The following is a 12,575-nucleotide window of genomic DNA, read 5'->3' as shown; positions in this document are numbered from 1 at the left end:
CGGACATGAGTACGACCGACAAGGCGTCCACCGAGGCGCCGCACGATGCCCCGGAGTCCGAGGATTCCGCTTCCGCCGAAGCCGAAGCCACGGCCGAGGCGGCCGCCGGCGCGCAGCTGTCCACCGCCCCCCTGGAGGACGCCCCCGGCGGCCCCGTGGGCATCGGGGTGCTCGGCTGGGCCCGCTGGTTCTGGCGTCAGCTCACCTCCATGCGGGTGGCGCTGATCCTGCTCTTCATGCTGTCGCTGGCGTCCATCCCCGGCTCGCTGGTCCCGCAGAACCAGGTCGACCTGATGAAGGTCGCCGCCTGGAAGAAGGAACACGCCTCCTGGGTGGGCGTGGCCGAGAAGCTCCAGCTCTTCGACGTCTACAGCTCGGTGTGGTTCTCCGCGATCTACCTGCTGCTGTTCATCTCGCTGATCGGCTGCATCCTGCCGCGTTCCTGGCAGTTCGTCGGCCAGCTCAGCGGCCGGCCGCCGGCCGCGCCCAAGCGGCTGGACCGGATGCCCGCGTACACGACGTGGCGCACGGACGTCTCCCCGGACGAGGTGCTCTCCACCGCGCACGGCCTGCTCGGCCGCCGCCGCTTCCGTACGGAGACCGGCGCCGGATCGGTCTCGGCGGAGAAGGGCTACCTGCGCGAGGCCGGGAACCTGATCTTCCACGTGGCGCTGATCGTCATGCTGATCGCCTTCGCCTGGGGCCAGTACTTCAAGTCCGAGGGCGGCAAGCTCGTCCTGCGCGGCAAGGGCTTCTCGAACACGCTCACCCAGTACGACGACTTCAAGGCCGGCGGCCTCTTCGACCCTGACGACCTGCCGCCCTTCTCCTTCACCCTGGACAAGTTCGACGCCACCTTCGAGCGCACGGGACCGCAGAAGGGCACCCCGCGCGACTTCAAGGCGTACGTCACCTTCAGCAACGGGGCGCACGGCAAGCCGGAGAAGCGCGAGATCCAGGTCAACAAGCCGCTGGAGGTGGACGGCTCCAAGGTCTACCTGCTCGGCCACGGCTACGCGCCGGTCATCTCGGTGACCGACTCCACCGGCAAGGTGGTCTACAAGGACGCCGTGCCGATGCTGCCGCAGGACGGCAACCTCACCTCCACCGGCGCCGTCAAGGTCACCGACGGCTACAAGGACAAGGACGGGAAGACGACGCAGCTCGGCTTCGCCGCCATGTTCGTTCCGACCTTCGCGGGCGCCGGCCAGGGCACGATGTTCTCGCAGTTCCCGGAGCTGGACTTCCCGGCGCTCGCGCTGAACGCGTGGCACGGCAGCCTCGGGGTGGACTCGGGCCTGCCGCAGAACGTGTACCAGCTGGACACCTCCAAGATGCAGCAGTTCAAGACCGAGGACGGCCAGCCGCTCGCCAAGCGGATGCTGCCCGGGGAGACCATGGAACTGCCCGGCGGCCAGGGCACCGTGAAGTTCGAGGGCATCGAGCGCTGGGCGACCTTCTCGATCACCCACCAGCCCGGCAGCGGCCTCGCCCTCGCGGGCGCCGTCGCCGCCATCGCCGGACTCGCGGGCTCCCTGTTCATCCAGCGCCGCCGGGTCTGGGTGCGTGCGGTCCGCGGCGAGGACGGCGTGACCGTCGTCGAGATGGCGGGCCTCGGCCGCAGCGAGTCCGCCAAGGTGCCGGAGGAGCTGGCGGTCCTGGCCGGCGCGCTCCACGAGCGGGCGCCGAGCGCGGCGCCCGCGCCACCTGCCGCCGATACCGACCCCGAACCCGAACCTGCCGAAGAAGCCGAAGAAGTCGAAGGGGAGCGCGCGTGATGCAGCTCGCGGCCGCAGCCAACGAGAGTCTGGCTCACCTCAGCAACAACCTGATCTACGCGTCCATGGCGGTCTACACCCTCGCCTTCTTCGCCCACATCGCCGAGTGGATCTTCGGCAGCCGCAGCAAGGTGGCCCGTACGGCCGCCGCGCTCACCAGCTCCGGGCCCGCGTCCGCCGCGGCCGCGGCCCCCGCCGTCCAGGTGCGGGGCAAGGCCGGCACCGCCGTCCTCGACAAGCCCAAGGTGGTCACGCGCAGCGCCTCCGGCACCCGTGACGTCCCGGACGGCCCCGGCGCGGCCGGCGGCACCGTCCAGGGCGACCTGTACGGGCGCATCGCGATCTCGCTGACCACCCTCGGCTTCCTCCTCGCCGCGGGCGGGGTCGTCGCCCGCGCGATGTCGGTGGAGCGGGCCCCCTGGGGCAACATGTACGAGTTCTCGATCACCTTCTCCACGGTGGCCGTCGGCGCGTACCTGCTGCTCCTCGCGCTGAAGAAGAACGTCCGCTGGCTCGGCCTGTTCCTGGTCACCACGGTCCTGCTGGACCTCGGCATCGCCACCACGGTGCTCTACACCGACAGCGACCAGCTGGTCCCCGCGCTGAAGTCGTACTGGCTGCTGATCCACGTCTCCACGGCGATCATCTGCGGCGCGGTCTTCTACATCGGCGCGGCCGGCGCGGTCATGTACCTCTTCCGCGACTCCTACGAGGCGAAGCTCGCGCGCGGCGACAAGCCGGGCAAGTTCGCCACCTCGGTCTGGGAGCGCTTCCCGTCGGCGGCCTCGCTCGACAAGTTCTCGTACCGCATCAACGCGGCCGTCTTCCCGCTGTGGACCTTCACGATCATCGCGGGCGCGATCTGGGCCGGCGACGCGTGGGGCCGCTACTGGGGCTGGGACCCCAAGGAGGTCTGGTCCTTCGTGACCTGGGTGGCGTACGCCTGCTACCTGCACGCCCGTGCCACGGCCGGCTGGAAGGGCCGCAAGGCCGCGTACCTCGCGCTCTTCGCGTTCGCCTGCTGGATCTGGAACTACTACGGCGTGAACATCCTGCTGAGCGGCAAGCACTCGTACGCGGGCGTCTGACGCGGGTCGTACGGAACGCCGGAGGGGCCGGGCAGCCGAAAGGCGGCCCGGCCCCTCCGGCGTTCCGTCACCAGGCGGGGCGCAGCGGCGGGAGGGGGCCGTCCCCGTTCAGGGTGTGGACCAGGCGGCCCAGTTCCGTGCGCAGGGCGCCGAGGTCGACGCTGCCGCGGCCGAGCTCGGCCTCCAGTGCGTGCAGCACCCGGCCGGCGGCCCCCAGGTGGGCGGTCGCCGCCTCGGTCAGGACCACCAGCTTGCGGCGGCCTCCCTCGGGGTGCGGGGTGCGGCGCAGGTAGCCGCGCCGCTCCAGGTCGTCCACGAGCTGCCCGGCGGCCTGCTTGGTCACCCCGAGCCGCTCGGCGAGCTCCGTCGCGGTGGCGCCGGAGGGCCCCAGGGCCTGGAAGGCCATGCCGTGCAGGGGGCGCAGGCCGTCGGCGTACCCGGCTTCGTCGAGGCGGCGGGTGAACTCGCCGAGAAGGAGCTGGAAGCCGAGGCCGAGGAGGAAGGTCAGCTCGATGTCCGGTGCGGCGATGTCTTGGTCGGTCACGGAAACATGGTGACACAAGTGAGTCAAGCTGCTTTACTCGTGTGAGTAAAGCAGCTTGACTCACTCTGCCGGAGAAAGCGAAGGGCCCGCCGTGCGCGTCATCACCCCGTCCCCCGACCAGGTCATCACCACCCCGAACGCGACCATGACCGGCTTCGCCTCCCCCAGCCGGGGCAGCGCCGAGCTGAGCACCTGGCACGCCGCCATCCCCGCCGGAATCACCGGCCCCGAGCACTCCGTCAGCCGCGAGCAGGTTTGGACGGTCACCGTCGGCGCCCTGGACGTCACCTGCGGCGGCCGCACCGAGACGGTCGCCGCAGGTGAGGCCGTGGTGCTACCCCCGGACCTCCTGCGCCACGTCCACGCCCTCGCCGACACCGAGGTGTACGTCGCCATGCGCGCCGACGGCCTCGTCTCCGTACCCGGCACCGAGGGCACCCGCCCCCTGCCCTGGGCGGTGTGAGCCCCGCCGGAGCCCCGGCAGGCTGACGGCCGCGGCCACCAGCACCGCCACGAAGGGGACGATCAGCGCCGCCCGGAACCCCTCCAGGGGGTCGGCGGCGCCGGCGGCGACCCCCGTCACCCCGGCCAGCCCGAGCGCCGCGCCGAACTGGAACGCGGTGTAGAGGAGACCGCCCGCCAGGCCCTGCTCCTCCTCCGCGACCCCCTCGGTGGCGACGATGGTCAGCGGCCCGTAGACCAGGGCGAAGGCCAGGCCGAGCAGGATCAGGCTCGGCAGCATCAGCAGATAGGACCAGTCGGCGCCGAGCGGCAGGAACAGCCCGTACGCCAGCGCCGCCAGCAGCAGGCCGCCGAAGATCAGCCGGCCGTTCCCGTACCGTGCCAGCAGCTTCGGCACCACGGTCGGCGAGAGGACCGCGTCGATCCCGATCACCAGCATCGCGAGGCTGGTCTGCAGGGTGGACCAGCCGCGCAGTTCCTGGAGGTAGAGCACCACCAAGAACTGGAAGCCGAAGAACGCGGCCGAGAACAGCAGCGCGGCCGCGTTGGCCCGCAGCAGCCCGGGCGAGCGCAGGATGCCGAGCCGGACCAGCGGCTCGGGAGTGCGCCGCTCGACGAGGGCGAACGCCCCGAGCAGGGCCAGCCCCGCCACCACCGGCAGCGCCGCGAGTTCCTCCACGCCGAGGACCAGCAGTACGACGCCCGCGGTGACGAGCACTCCGCCCCACACGTCGATCCGGCCCCGCTCACGGCGCGCGGCCCGTTCGGAACCGGCCTCCTTCGGTACGAAGGCCAGCGCGCCCGCCAGGATCAGCGCGGCCAGCGCCACGGGAGCGAAGAACACCCAGCGCCAGCCCACCGAGGCGAGCAGCCCGCCCGCGACCAGCCCGACGGAGAACCCGGCCGCCGCCGTGCCGGAGTACACGAGCAGCGCCTTGTCCCGCTGGGGGCCCTCGTCGAAGCCGGTGGTGATGATGGAGAGGCCCGCCGGGGTCATGAAGGCGGCGGCGACCCCCGTCACGAAGCGGGCGGCGATCAGCTGCCAGCCCTCGGTGGCGAATCCGCCGAGCCCGGAGAAGAGCAGGAACACCGTCAGCCAGCCGATGAACATCCGGCGGCGTCCGAAGAGGTCGGCCGCCCGGCCGCCGAGCAGCATGAAGCCGCCGTAGCCGAGCACGTAGGCGCTCATCACCCACTGGAGCGTGCCGGTTTCGAGGCCGAGGTCGGCGCGGATCGACGGCAGGGCCACGTTCAGCATCGCGACGTCGATGCCTTCGAGGAAGATGGCGCCGCACAGGACGAGCAGGACGCCGAGTCGGCGCCCGCGGATGGTTTCCATGGAGAGACCTCGCAGAACGGAAGGAGGAGCAAGGGAAGGAAGAGCGGGAAGTTGCCGGCTCAACCACCCTCGCCTGCCGCCCGTTCGGGAACAACGGCGAAGATCTCAACGTTCGTTCAGCCATGCTTACCGATCGCGATGAGCTGGACTGCTTCCTGATCCTGGCCGAGGAACTGCACTTCGGCCGCACCGCCGAGCGCATGCTGCTCTCCCGGGCCCGCGTCAGCCAGCTGGTGCAGCGCCTCGAACGGCGCGTCGGCGCCCCGCTCTTCCTGCGCACCAGCCGCAGCGTCGCCCTCACCTCGCTCGGCGCCCAGCTCCGCGCCGACCTGGAACCCCACCACCGCGGGATCGCCGCCGCCCTGGACCGGGCCGCGGCGACGGCCCGCGCCGCCGACGGGGTGCTGCACGTCGGCTTCACCACCCCGCCCGCCGGCGAGCTCGTCCTGCGCGCCGCGCAGGCCCTGCGCACCACGCACCCCGGGATCACCGTCGAGGTGTGCGAGGTGCCGCTCTCGGACCCGTACGGGCAACTGCGCGGCGGGGCCTTCGACGTGGCCTTCGCCGAGTTCCCCGTACGCGAACCCGATCTGGGGGAGGGGCCGGCGCTGTTGACCGAGGCGCGGGCGCTGGCCGTGGCCGCCGGGCATCCGCTGGCCGCCCGGGACTCCGTGACGCTGGAGGAGCTGGCGGGGGTCGCGCTGCTGAGCGTCGCCGGGGACCTGCCCGCGTACCTGCGCGAACACCAGGCCCCGGCGCGCACCCCGGGCGGCCGGCCGATCCGGCGCGGCCCGGAGGTGACGAACCTGCAGGAGGCGCTGATGCTGGTCGCGGCCGGTCAGGGCGCCCTGCTGACCTCGGCCCACGCCGCGGCCTACCACGCCCGGCCCGGGATCACCCACGTACCGGTGGCCGACGCCGAGCCGGTCGGGTACGGGCTGGTCTGGCGCGCGGGCGAGGACACCGGCGCCGTACGGGCCTTCGCGCAGGCGGCGCAGCGGGCGGCGCAGCGGGCGCCGGCGCGGCCGGGCGCGGGAGCCCCGTAGGACCCGGCCCTACTCCTTGTCCTTGTCCTTCTCGTCCTGCTCCTCGCGCAGGGACTTCAGGAACTCCGGGTTGTCGTCGGGCGCCACCCACGTGCGGCGGCCCGGGCGCGGCCGGCCGGGGCCGCCGGGTACCCGCTTCTTGCCCGCGAAGAGCCACACGATCGGACCGACGATCGAGAAGAGCAGGATGATCAGGACCCAGACGACCTTCGGAAGGTGCTTGACCTCTTCTTCCGGCGTGTTCAGGCAGTCGATGAAGGTGTAGATGGTCAGCGCGATGATCAGCAGGAACGGCAGATAGCGCAGCACGGTGTGGGACCGACCCCCAGAAGAACGGTGCGGGCCGGGCGGGCCCGCCGTGGACTCTTCCAGGGTAGAGGGCCCGCCGCGGTTCGGGCTCTGAGCGGGGATGCCACAATTGCCCGCATGGCTTACGACGATCTCCGCTCGCTGCTCCGGGCCCTCGAGCGGGAGGGCGACCTCAAGCGCATCAAGGCCGAAGTGGACCCGTACCTAGAGGTCGGGGAGATCGTCGACAGAGTGAACAAGGCGGGCGGACCCGCGCTGCTCTTCGAGAACGTCAAGGGCTCGGCGATGCCGCTGGCCATGAACGTCTTCGGCACCGACCGGCGCCTGCTGAAGGCCCTCGGGCTGAAGTCGTACGCCGAGATCAGCGAGAAGATCGGCGGCCTGCTCAAGCCGGAGCTGCCGCAGGGCTTCATCGGCGTCCGCGAGGCCTTCGGCAAGCTCGGCTCGATGGTGCACGTGCCGCCGAAGAAGGTGAAGGGCGATGCCGCGCCCGTCCAGGAGGTCGTCCTCACCGGAGACGACGTGGACCTGGACCAGCTGCCGGCGCTCTTCACCTGGCCCAAGGACGGCGGCTCCTTCTTCAACCTCGGCCTGACGCACACCAAGCACCCGGAGACGGGCGTGCGCAACCTCGGCCTGTACCGCCTCCAGCGCCACGACAAGCGCACCATCGGCATGCACTGGCAGATCCACAAGGACAGCCGCAACCACTACGCGGTGGCCGCGGCGCGCGGTGAGCGGCTGCCGGTCGCGATCGCCTTCGGCTGCCCGCCGGCCGTCACGTACGCCTCGACCGCGCCGCTGCCGGGCGACATCGACGAGTACCTGTTCGCCGGGTTCGTGGCGGGCAAGCGGATCGAGATGGTGGACTGTAAGACGGTCCCGCTCCAGGTCCCGGCCAACGCCGAGGTGGTCATCGAGGGCTGGCTGGAGCCCGGCGAGACCCTCCCCGAGGGCCCCTTCGGCGACCACACCGGCTTCTACACCCCGCAGGAGCCGTTCCCCGCGCTGACGATCGACTGCGTGACGATGCGCAAGCGTCCGCTGATCCAGTCGATCGTCGTCGGCCGCCCGCCGACCGAGGACGGCCCGCTGGGGCGCGCGACGGAACGCTTCTTCCTCCCCCTGCTGAAGATCATCGTCCCGGACATCGTGGACTACCACCTCCCCGAGTCGGGCGGCTTCCACAACTGCGCGATCGTCTCGATCGACAAGAAGTACCCGAAGCACGCGCAGAAGGTCATGCACGCCATCTGGGGCGCGCACATGATGTCGCTGACCAAGCTGATCATCGTGGTGGACAAGGACTGCGACGTCCACGACCTCCACGAGGTTTCCTGGCGCGCGCTCGGCAACACGGACTACGCCCGCGACCTCACCGTCGTGGAGGGCCCGGTGGACCACCTGGACCACGCCTCCTACCAGCAGTTCTGGGGAGGCAAGGCGGGCATCGACGCCACGAAGAAGCTGCCGACGGAGGGCTACACCCGCGACGGCGGCTGGCCTGACATGGTCGAGTCCGACCCAACAACGGCGGCCCTCGTGGACCGCCGCTGGAAGGAATACGGACTTTGAATCCTCCCCTGACCGAAGAAAGGGGATTCCTGGCTCACGCCGCTCGGTCGCTCAGCGAGCGACCGAGTCTTCCGCGATCAACACCAGCCGGGTTGAAACCAGCCCGGGTGTATGCAGTTGTGGAGGTTGCCGTGCCGGCTTGGTTCTCGCGCGACACGTTGTACGCGCTTGGTTCTCGCAACGCACGACACGCACGCTACCCGGTGGCGTTCTGCCCTGGGGGCAAAACGGCATTTTCTGCCCTAGGAGGCTCCCAGTGAGCGACATCGAGACGGGAGGGCCCGCCCTCTTCATCGGCACAGATGAGGTCTACGTGGCCTTGGTGCGTCCGGAGCTCGACCCGGCCGACCCGGGCGTCCGCGAGGCCGCCGCGGAGGCGGGCGTCTCGCCGGAAGAGTTCGCCGGCCCCGGCAACGTCTGGGCGCTGATGCTCGACGAGGACGGCGAGGGCGACGGCTTCGAGCTGCCCGGCGCGCGGGACATCGAGGCGGACGACTTCGCGGAGCAGCTCCAGCGCGCCCTGGTCGCGGGCGAGCCGTTCACCGCCGAGGCCGGGAACTTCCTGCGCCTGGAGGCGCGCCCGTCTCCCACCACCTGGCAGCTGACCGCCCACGTCACCCCGCCCGAGGGTCACGACGCGGGCCCGTGGACCCTGGAGCTCGGCACGCTCCCCACGGCAGACCTGCTGTCGGACCTCGAAGACTTCCGGAGAACCCTCGCATGATGACCACCGCCGACGAGGTCGTCGGATCCGGTCCCGCGCCGCAGGCCAACGGCAAGGTCAAGGCGTTCCTGCGGCTCGTGATGATCGAGCACTCGGTCTTCGCGCTGCCCTTCGCCTACATCGCCGCGCTCACCGCCATGTACACGCTCGACGAGCGGATGCACTGGGTCGAGCTGCTGCTCGTCACCGTCTGCATGGTGGGGCTGCGGACCTTCGCGATGGCCGCCAACCGGATCATCGACCGGGAGATCGACGCGCGGAACCCGCGGACCGCCGGGCGCGAGCTGGTGACGGGCGCCGTCTCGGTCCGCTCCGCCTGGACCGGGGCCGGGATCGCCCTGGCCGTCTTCCTCGGCTCGGCGGCGCTGCTGAACCCGCTCTGCCTGATGCTGGCGCCGGTCGCCGTGGTGCCGATGGTGGTGTACCCGTACGGGAAGCGGTTCACGAACTTCCCGCACGCCATCCTCGGCATCGCCCAGGCGATGGGCCCGGTCGGTGCCTGGATCGCGATCACCGGCGAGTGGTCCTGGGACGCGGTGATCCTCGGCCTCGCGGTGGGCGTGTGGATCGGCGGCTTCGACCTGATCTTCGCCTGCCAGGACGTGGCCGCGGACCGCGCGGAGGGCGTCAAGTCCGTCCCGGCCCGCTTCGGCATCCCGGCCGCCCTGTGGGGCGCGCGCGGCGCACACGTCGTCACCACGGGCCTGCTGGCCTGGTACGCGGTGGCGACGGACGCGGGCTGGCCGTTCTGGCTCGGCCTGCTGATCGTCGTGGCGGCCTTCGTCTACGAGCACACCATCGTCACCCCGCACGACCTGTCCCGCCTGAACCGCGCCTTCTTCACGGTGAACGGCTTCATCGGGATGGCGCTGTTCGTGTGCGCGCTGCTGGACCTGGTGGTGCGGGGACTGTCGCTGTAGCTCGATCGTGTGTGCCCCGTCTGAACCGGCGGTTCGCGCCCTGCCCCGGTGGCTAGCGTGCGGCATACCATCGAGTGCATGGACAGGGAGGCCGACGTGACCGTCTCGGAGACCAAGCGCCTGCACTCACAGCTCAGCCGGTTCGAGGACATGTTCCCCGGTTACCGGATGGAGATTGTCGAGGGCGCCATCGTGATGAGTCCGCTGAAGCCGCACCACGCCAGGACCATCCGGTTGCTGTGGAACACGCTGGAAGACCAGATTCCGCCGGAGTGGGGGTTCATCAGCGACGTGGCCGTCCCCTTCGACGGAGACAACGAGTTCTGTCCCGACCTCGCCGTCATCCCCGGTGTGGAGGCGGACAAGAACCTCAGCGCCTACCCGCCGGACCTCGTGGAACTCGTCATCGAGGTCGTCTCCCCGAGCAGCGTGCGCAACGACTACGAGGTCAAGGACCGGGCCTACGCGCGGCGCGGCATCCCGTACTACCTGATCCTCGACCCGTACAAGGCGCAGTGCACGACCCTCTGGAATCCGGGGCCCGACGGCTACCGGGGGCGCGACGTGTTCCCGTACGGGGAGAAGGTCACCGTGCGTACCGGCATCGGCGAGGTCTCGTTGGACACGTCGGCCCTCCCCGTCGACCCCGGCGCCGCGGGCTAGAGCGCCGCGACCTCCGGTCGGGGGCGGGCGATCAGGGCGACCGCCGCGCCGGCCAGGAGGCCGAAGAGGTGGGCCTGCCAGCTGACCATCGAGTCCGTCGGGAGGGCTCCGGCCAGGAAGGTCGTGCCCCAGACGGCGGCGATGACCACGGCGACCGCGACGCCCAGCGGGCTGCGCTCCACGAAGCCGCGGATCAGCAGGTAGCCGAAGAGGCCGAAGATCAGGCCGGAGGCGCCCGCCGTGATGCTGTGGGGCGGGGAGATCAGCCAGACGGCGAAGCCGTCGGCCAGGACGATGGCCGCGCAGACGGCCAGGAAGCGGCCGATGCCGCTCAGTGCGGTGACGAAGCCGAGGACCAGCAGCGGGACGCTGTTGGAGGCGACGTGGTCGAAGCCGAAGTGCAGGAAGGGCGCCAGGGGTATCCCGCTCAGCCCGTCGGCCTCCCGCGCGGTGATCCCGTAGGAGTCGAGCGCGTGGCCGGTGGCGTGGTCGACGGCCTCGATCAGCCACAGCAGGGCCACCCAGCCCAGCATCAGCTTCGCCGCCGCCGTGACCCGGCCGGTCCGGCTCCACCGGCCCGTGCCCGCGCTGGTGCCCGTACCGGTTCCGCTCCCGCCGCTTCCGCTCATGACGCCCCTGCCCCCTGCTCCGCCGTGTCCACCCCTTGAACGTGCGCACACCTTAGTCAGTGCCCGTCGGCGGTGGCCGGATAGTCTCGGAGGTATGACTGAGGGCAAGCGCACCCCGTGGGTGGTCGGGGTTTCCGGGGCGTCCGGGACGCCGTACGCGGCCGCGGTGATCCGCGGGCTGCTGGCGGCGGGCGAGAGCGTGGACCTGGTGGTGAGCCGGGCGTCCCGGCTGACCCTGCTGGACGAGACCGGGATCGCCTTCCGCGACGCGCACTGGCGGGAAGACCTGGGGGAGTGGCTGGAGCGGGGGGCCGACGGCAAGCCCGCGACCTTCGCGCGCCCGGACCTGGACGGCGTGCGCTACTGGCCCGCGGGCGACTTGGCGGCCGGGCCGAGCAGCGGCTCGTATCCGGTTCTGGGGATGCTGATCGTGCCCGCGTCCACGGCCTGTGTGGCCGGGGTGGCGCTCGGGCTGTCGAAGGACCTGCTCCAGCGGGTCGCGAGCGTGACGCTCAAGGAGCGGCGACGGCTGGTGGTGACGGTTCGCGAGACCCCGCTGAGCGGGCAGACGCTGAAGCATCTGGTGAGCCTGGACGAGGCGGGCGCAGTGGTGCTGCCCGCCTCTCCGGCGTTCTACGCGGGTGCGACGCACATCCAGGATCTGGTGGACTTCGTCGCGGGGCGGGTGCTCGACGCGGCAGGGGTGCCGCACGGGCTGTACCGCCGGTGGGAAGGGGAGCTCGGAGGCTCCCGTCCCCGGGAGGCAAGCGGTGGCGCTTAGCGCTTCTTGGCGCGCCCCGGCTTGCGCATCTTGTCGACGCGGTGCGCGGCGACGGGCTGGTCGGTGCGGGATCGGTTGGCCAGCTCCTGGAGCTGTCGCATGTGCGCGTAGGCCATCTCGATCGTGTACACGGTGAACCACTCCTGAAGATTGTCAGATCGTCTTTGATCTGTTGAAAGATTCACAGGGTGTCGACCCTGTGCGCCTTTGATTCTATACGTAAACTTGAGGGAATGCCGAATAATGGAAGGTTCCAGGTACATGGACGCGGTGGACAAGCAGCTCATCCAGGCACTTCGTGAGAACGGACGCGCCTCGTACGCCGAGCTGGGCCGGCTCGTGGGCCTCTCCGGCCCCAGCGTCACCGACCGGATCAACCGGCTGGAGACGGCCGGAGTCATCACCGGCTACCGCGCGACCGTGGACGCGGCCTCGCTCGGCCTCGGCGTCACGGCGCTGATCGGCATCTCGCTGTCCGACGCCGCGGACCACGAGGACGTGGCCCGCCGGCTGCGCGACCTCTCGGAGATCGAGGACTGCTGGTTCATCGCCGGCGACGACTCGTACATGCTCAAGGTCCGGGCCGGTGACGTGGACGGGCTGGAGCGGATCATCCGCAAGCTCTCCAGCACCAAGGGCGTCTCGCGCACCCGCACGACGATCGTGCTCTCCACCAAGTGGGAGAACCGGGTCGGGGGCCTGCCGGAGGAGGCCTGA

Annotated in this window: 14 protein-coding genes and 1 pseudogene; 10 read left to right on the top strand and 5 right to left on the bottom strand. The window is 70.9% G+C overall.

Translation table 11 applies throughout. The features are described 5' to 3' along the window. Positions 1–5: 5 nt before the first annotated feature. Positions 6–1,778 (top strand): cytochrome c biogenesis protein ResB, encoded by a 1,773-nt coding sequence (locus tag OG276_RS15275; protein WP_266905768.1) that lies wholly within the window; start codon positions 6–8, stop codon positions 1,776–1,778. Beyond that, complete coding sequence (gene ccsB / locus OG276_RS15270) at positions 1,778–2,866, top strand: c-type cytochrome biogenesis protein CcsB (RefSeq protein WP_266912833.1); 1,089 nt, start codon at positions 1,778–1,780, stop codon at positions 2,864–2,866. The genes OG276_RS15275 and ccsB overlap by 1 nt, the downstream gene beginning before the upstream one ends. 67 nt (positions 2,867–2,933) lie before the next feature. Here the strand turns inward: ccsB and OG276_RS15265 are convergent, their stop codons facing one another. Next, positions 2,934–3,410, bottom strand: coding sequence for a MarR family winged helix-turn-helix transcriptional regulator (locus tag OG276_RS15265; RefSeq protein WP_266905766.1), 477 nt, complete (start codon positions 3,408–3,410; stop codon positions 2,934–2,936). Positions 3,411–3,555: 145 nt separating this feature from the next. On the opposite strand from OG276_RS15265, the pseudogene OG276_RS40820 reads away from it, so the two are divergent. Next, positions 3,556–3,732 (top strand): annotated as a pseudogene (locus OG276_RS40820) (cupin); the annotation flags it as partial. A 12-nt stretch (positions 3,733–3,744) separates the two neighbouring features. Here the strand turns inward: OG276_RS40820 and OG276_RS15260 are convergent. Further along, complete coding sequence (locus tag OG276_RS15260) at positions 3,745–5,211, bottom strand: MFS transporter (RefSeq protein WP_266905764.1); 1,467 nt, start codon at positions 5,209–5,211, stop codon at positions 3,745–3,747. Positions 5,212–5,333: 122 nt separating this feature from the next. Between OG276_RS15260 and OG276_RS15255 the strand changes: the two genes are divergently transcribed. Continuing rightward, positions 5,334–6,257: a LysR family transcriptional regulator gene (locus OG276_RS15255; protein ID WP_266905762.1), complete on the top strand. Its 924-nt coding sequence runs from the start codon at positions 5,334–5,336 to the stop codon at positions 6,255–6,257. A gap of 9 nt (positions 6,258–6,266) precedes the next feature. Here the strand turns inward: OG276_RS15255 and OG276_RS15250 are convergent, their stop codons facing one another. Further along, the gene (locus OG276_RS15250; RefSeq protein WP_266905760.1) at positions 6,267–6,566 is read right to left on the bottom strand and encodes a PLD nuclease N-terminal domain-containing protein; all 300 of its coding nucleotides are present in this window, start codon (positions 6,564–6,566) and stop codon (positions 6,267–6,269) included. 117 nt (positions 6,567–6,683) lie between these two features. Between OG276_RS15250 and OG276_RS15245 the strand changes: the two genes are divergently transcribed. The 4 genes from OG276_RS15245 (at position 6,684) to OG276_RS15230 (ending at position 10,448) form a co-directional block, all read left to right on the top strand. Further along, positions 6,684–8,141, top strand: coding sequence for a menaquinone biosynthesis decarboxylase (locus tag OG276_RS15245; RefSeq protein WP_266905758.1), 1,458 nt, complete (start codon positions 6,684–6,686; stop codon positions 8,139–8,141). 256 nt (positions 8,142–8,397) lie between these two features. Beyond that, positions 8,398–8,865 carry a hypothetical protein gene (locus OG276_RS15240; RefSeq protein WP_266905756.1) on the top strand — a complete coding sequence of 156 codons (468 nt, stop codon included), beginning with the start codon at positions 8,398–8,400 and terminating at the stop codon, positions 8,863–8,865. Then, the gene (gene mqnP / locus OG276_RS15235; protein WP_266912831.1) at positions 8,865–9,785 is read left to right on the top strand and encodes a menaquinone biosynthesis prenyltransferase MqnP; all 921 of its coding nucleotides are present in this window, start codon (positions 8,865–8,867) and stop codon (positions 9,783–9,785) included. The genes OG276_RS15240 and mqnP overlap by 1 nt, the downstream gene beginning before the upstream one ends. Before the next feature lie 78 nt (positions 9,786–9,863). Then, entirely contained in the window at positions 9,864–10,448 is a 585-nt protein-coding gene (locus OG276_RS15230; protein WP_266905754.1) for a Uma2 family endonuclease, read from the top strand. On the opposite strand, the gene OG276_RS15225 is transcribed toward OG276_RS15230, so the two are convergent. Further along, positions 10,445–11,077: a rhomboid family intramembrane serine protease gene (locus OG276_RS15225; protein ID WP_266905752.1), complete on the bottom strand. Its 633-nt coding sequence runs from the start codon at positions 11,075–11,077 to the stop codon at positions 10,445–10,447. The two genes, OG276_RS15230 and OG276_RS15225, sit on opposite strands and share 4 nt — an antisense overlap. A 94-nt stretch (positions 11,078–11,171) precedes the next feature. Here OG276_RS15225 and OG276_RS15220 point away from each other — a divergent pair, with 94 nt between their 5' ends. Further along, on the top strand, positions 11,172–11,858 hold the full coding sequence (locus tag OG276_RS15220) for a UbiX family flavin prenyltransferase (RefSeq protein WP_266905750.1): 687 nt from the start codon (positions 11,172–11,174) through the stop codon (positions 11,856–11,858). On the opposite strand, the gene OG276_RS15215 is transcribed toward OG276_RS15220, so the two are convergent. Beyond that, entirely contained in the window at positions 11,855–11,989 is a 135-nt protein-coding gene (locus tag OG276_RS15215; RefSeq protein ID WP_266905748.1) for a hypothetical protein, read from the bottom strand. The two genes, OG276_RS15220 and OG276_RS15215, sit on opposite strands and share 4 nt — an antisense overlap. 130 nt (positions 11,990–12,119) lie before the next feature. Here OG276_RS15215 and OG276_RS15210 point away from each other — a divergent pair, with 130 nt between their 5' ends. Beyond that, the gene (locus OG276_RS15210; protein WP_243340137.1) at positions 12,120–12,575 is read left to right on the top strand and encodes an Lrp/AsnC family transcriptional regulator; all 456 of its coding nucleotides are present in this window, start codon (positions 12,120–12,122) and stop codon (positions 12,573–12,575) included.

Origin of the sequence: Streptomyces sp. NBC_00086 (assembly GCF_026343255.1) — a bacterium.
Classification (GTDB): Bacteria; Actinomycetota; Actinomycetes; order Streptomycetales; family Streptomycetaceae; genus Streptomyces.
This window is presented reverse-complemented; position numbering and strand designations above follow the sequence as displayed.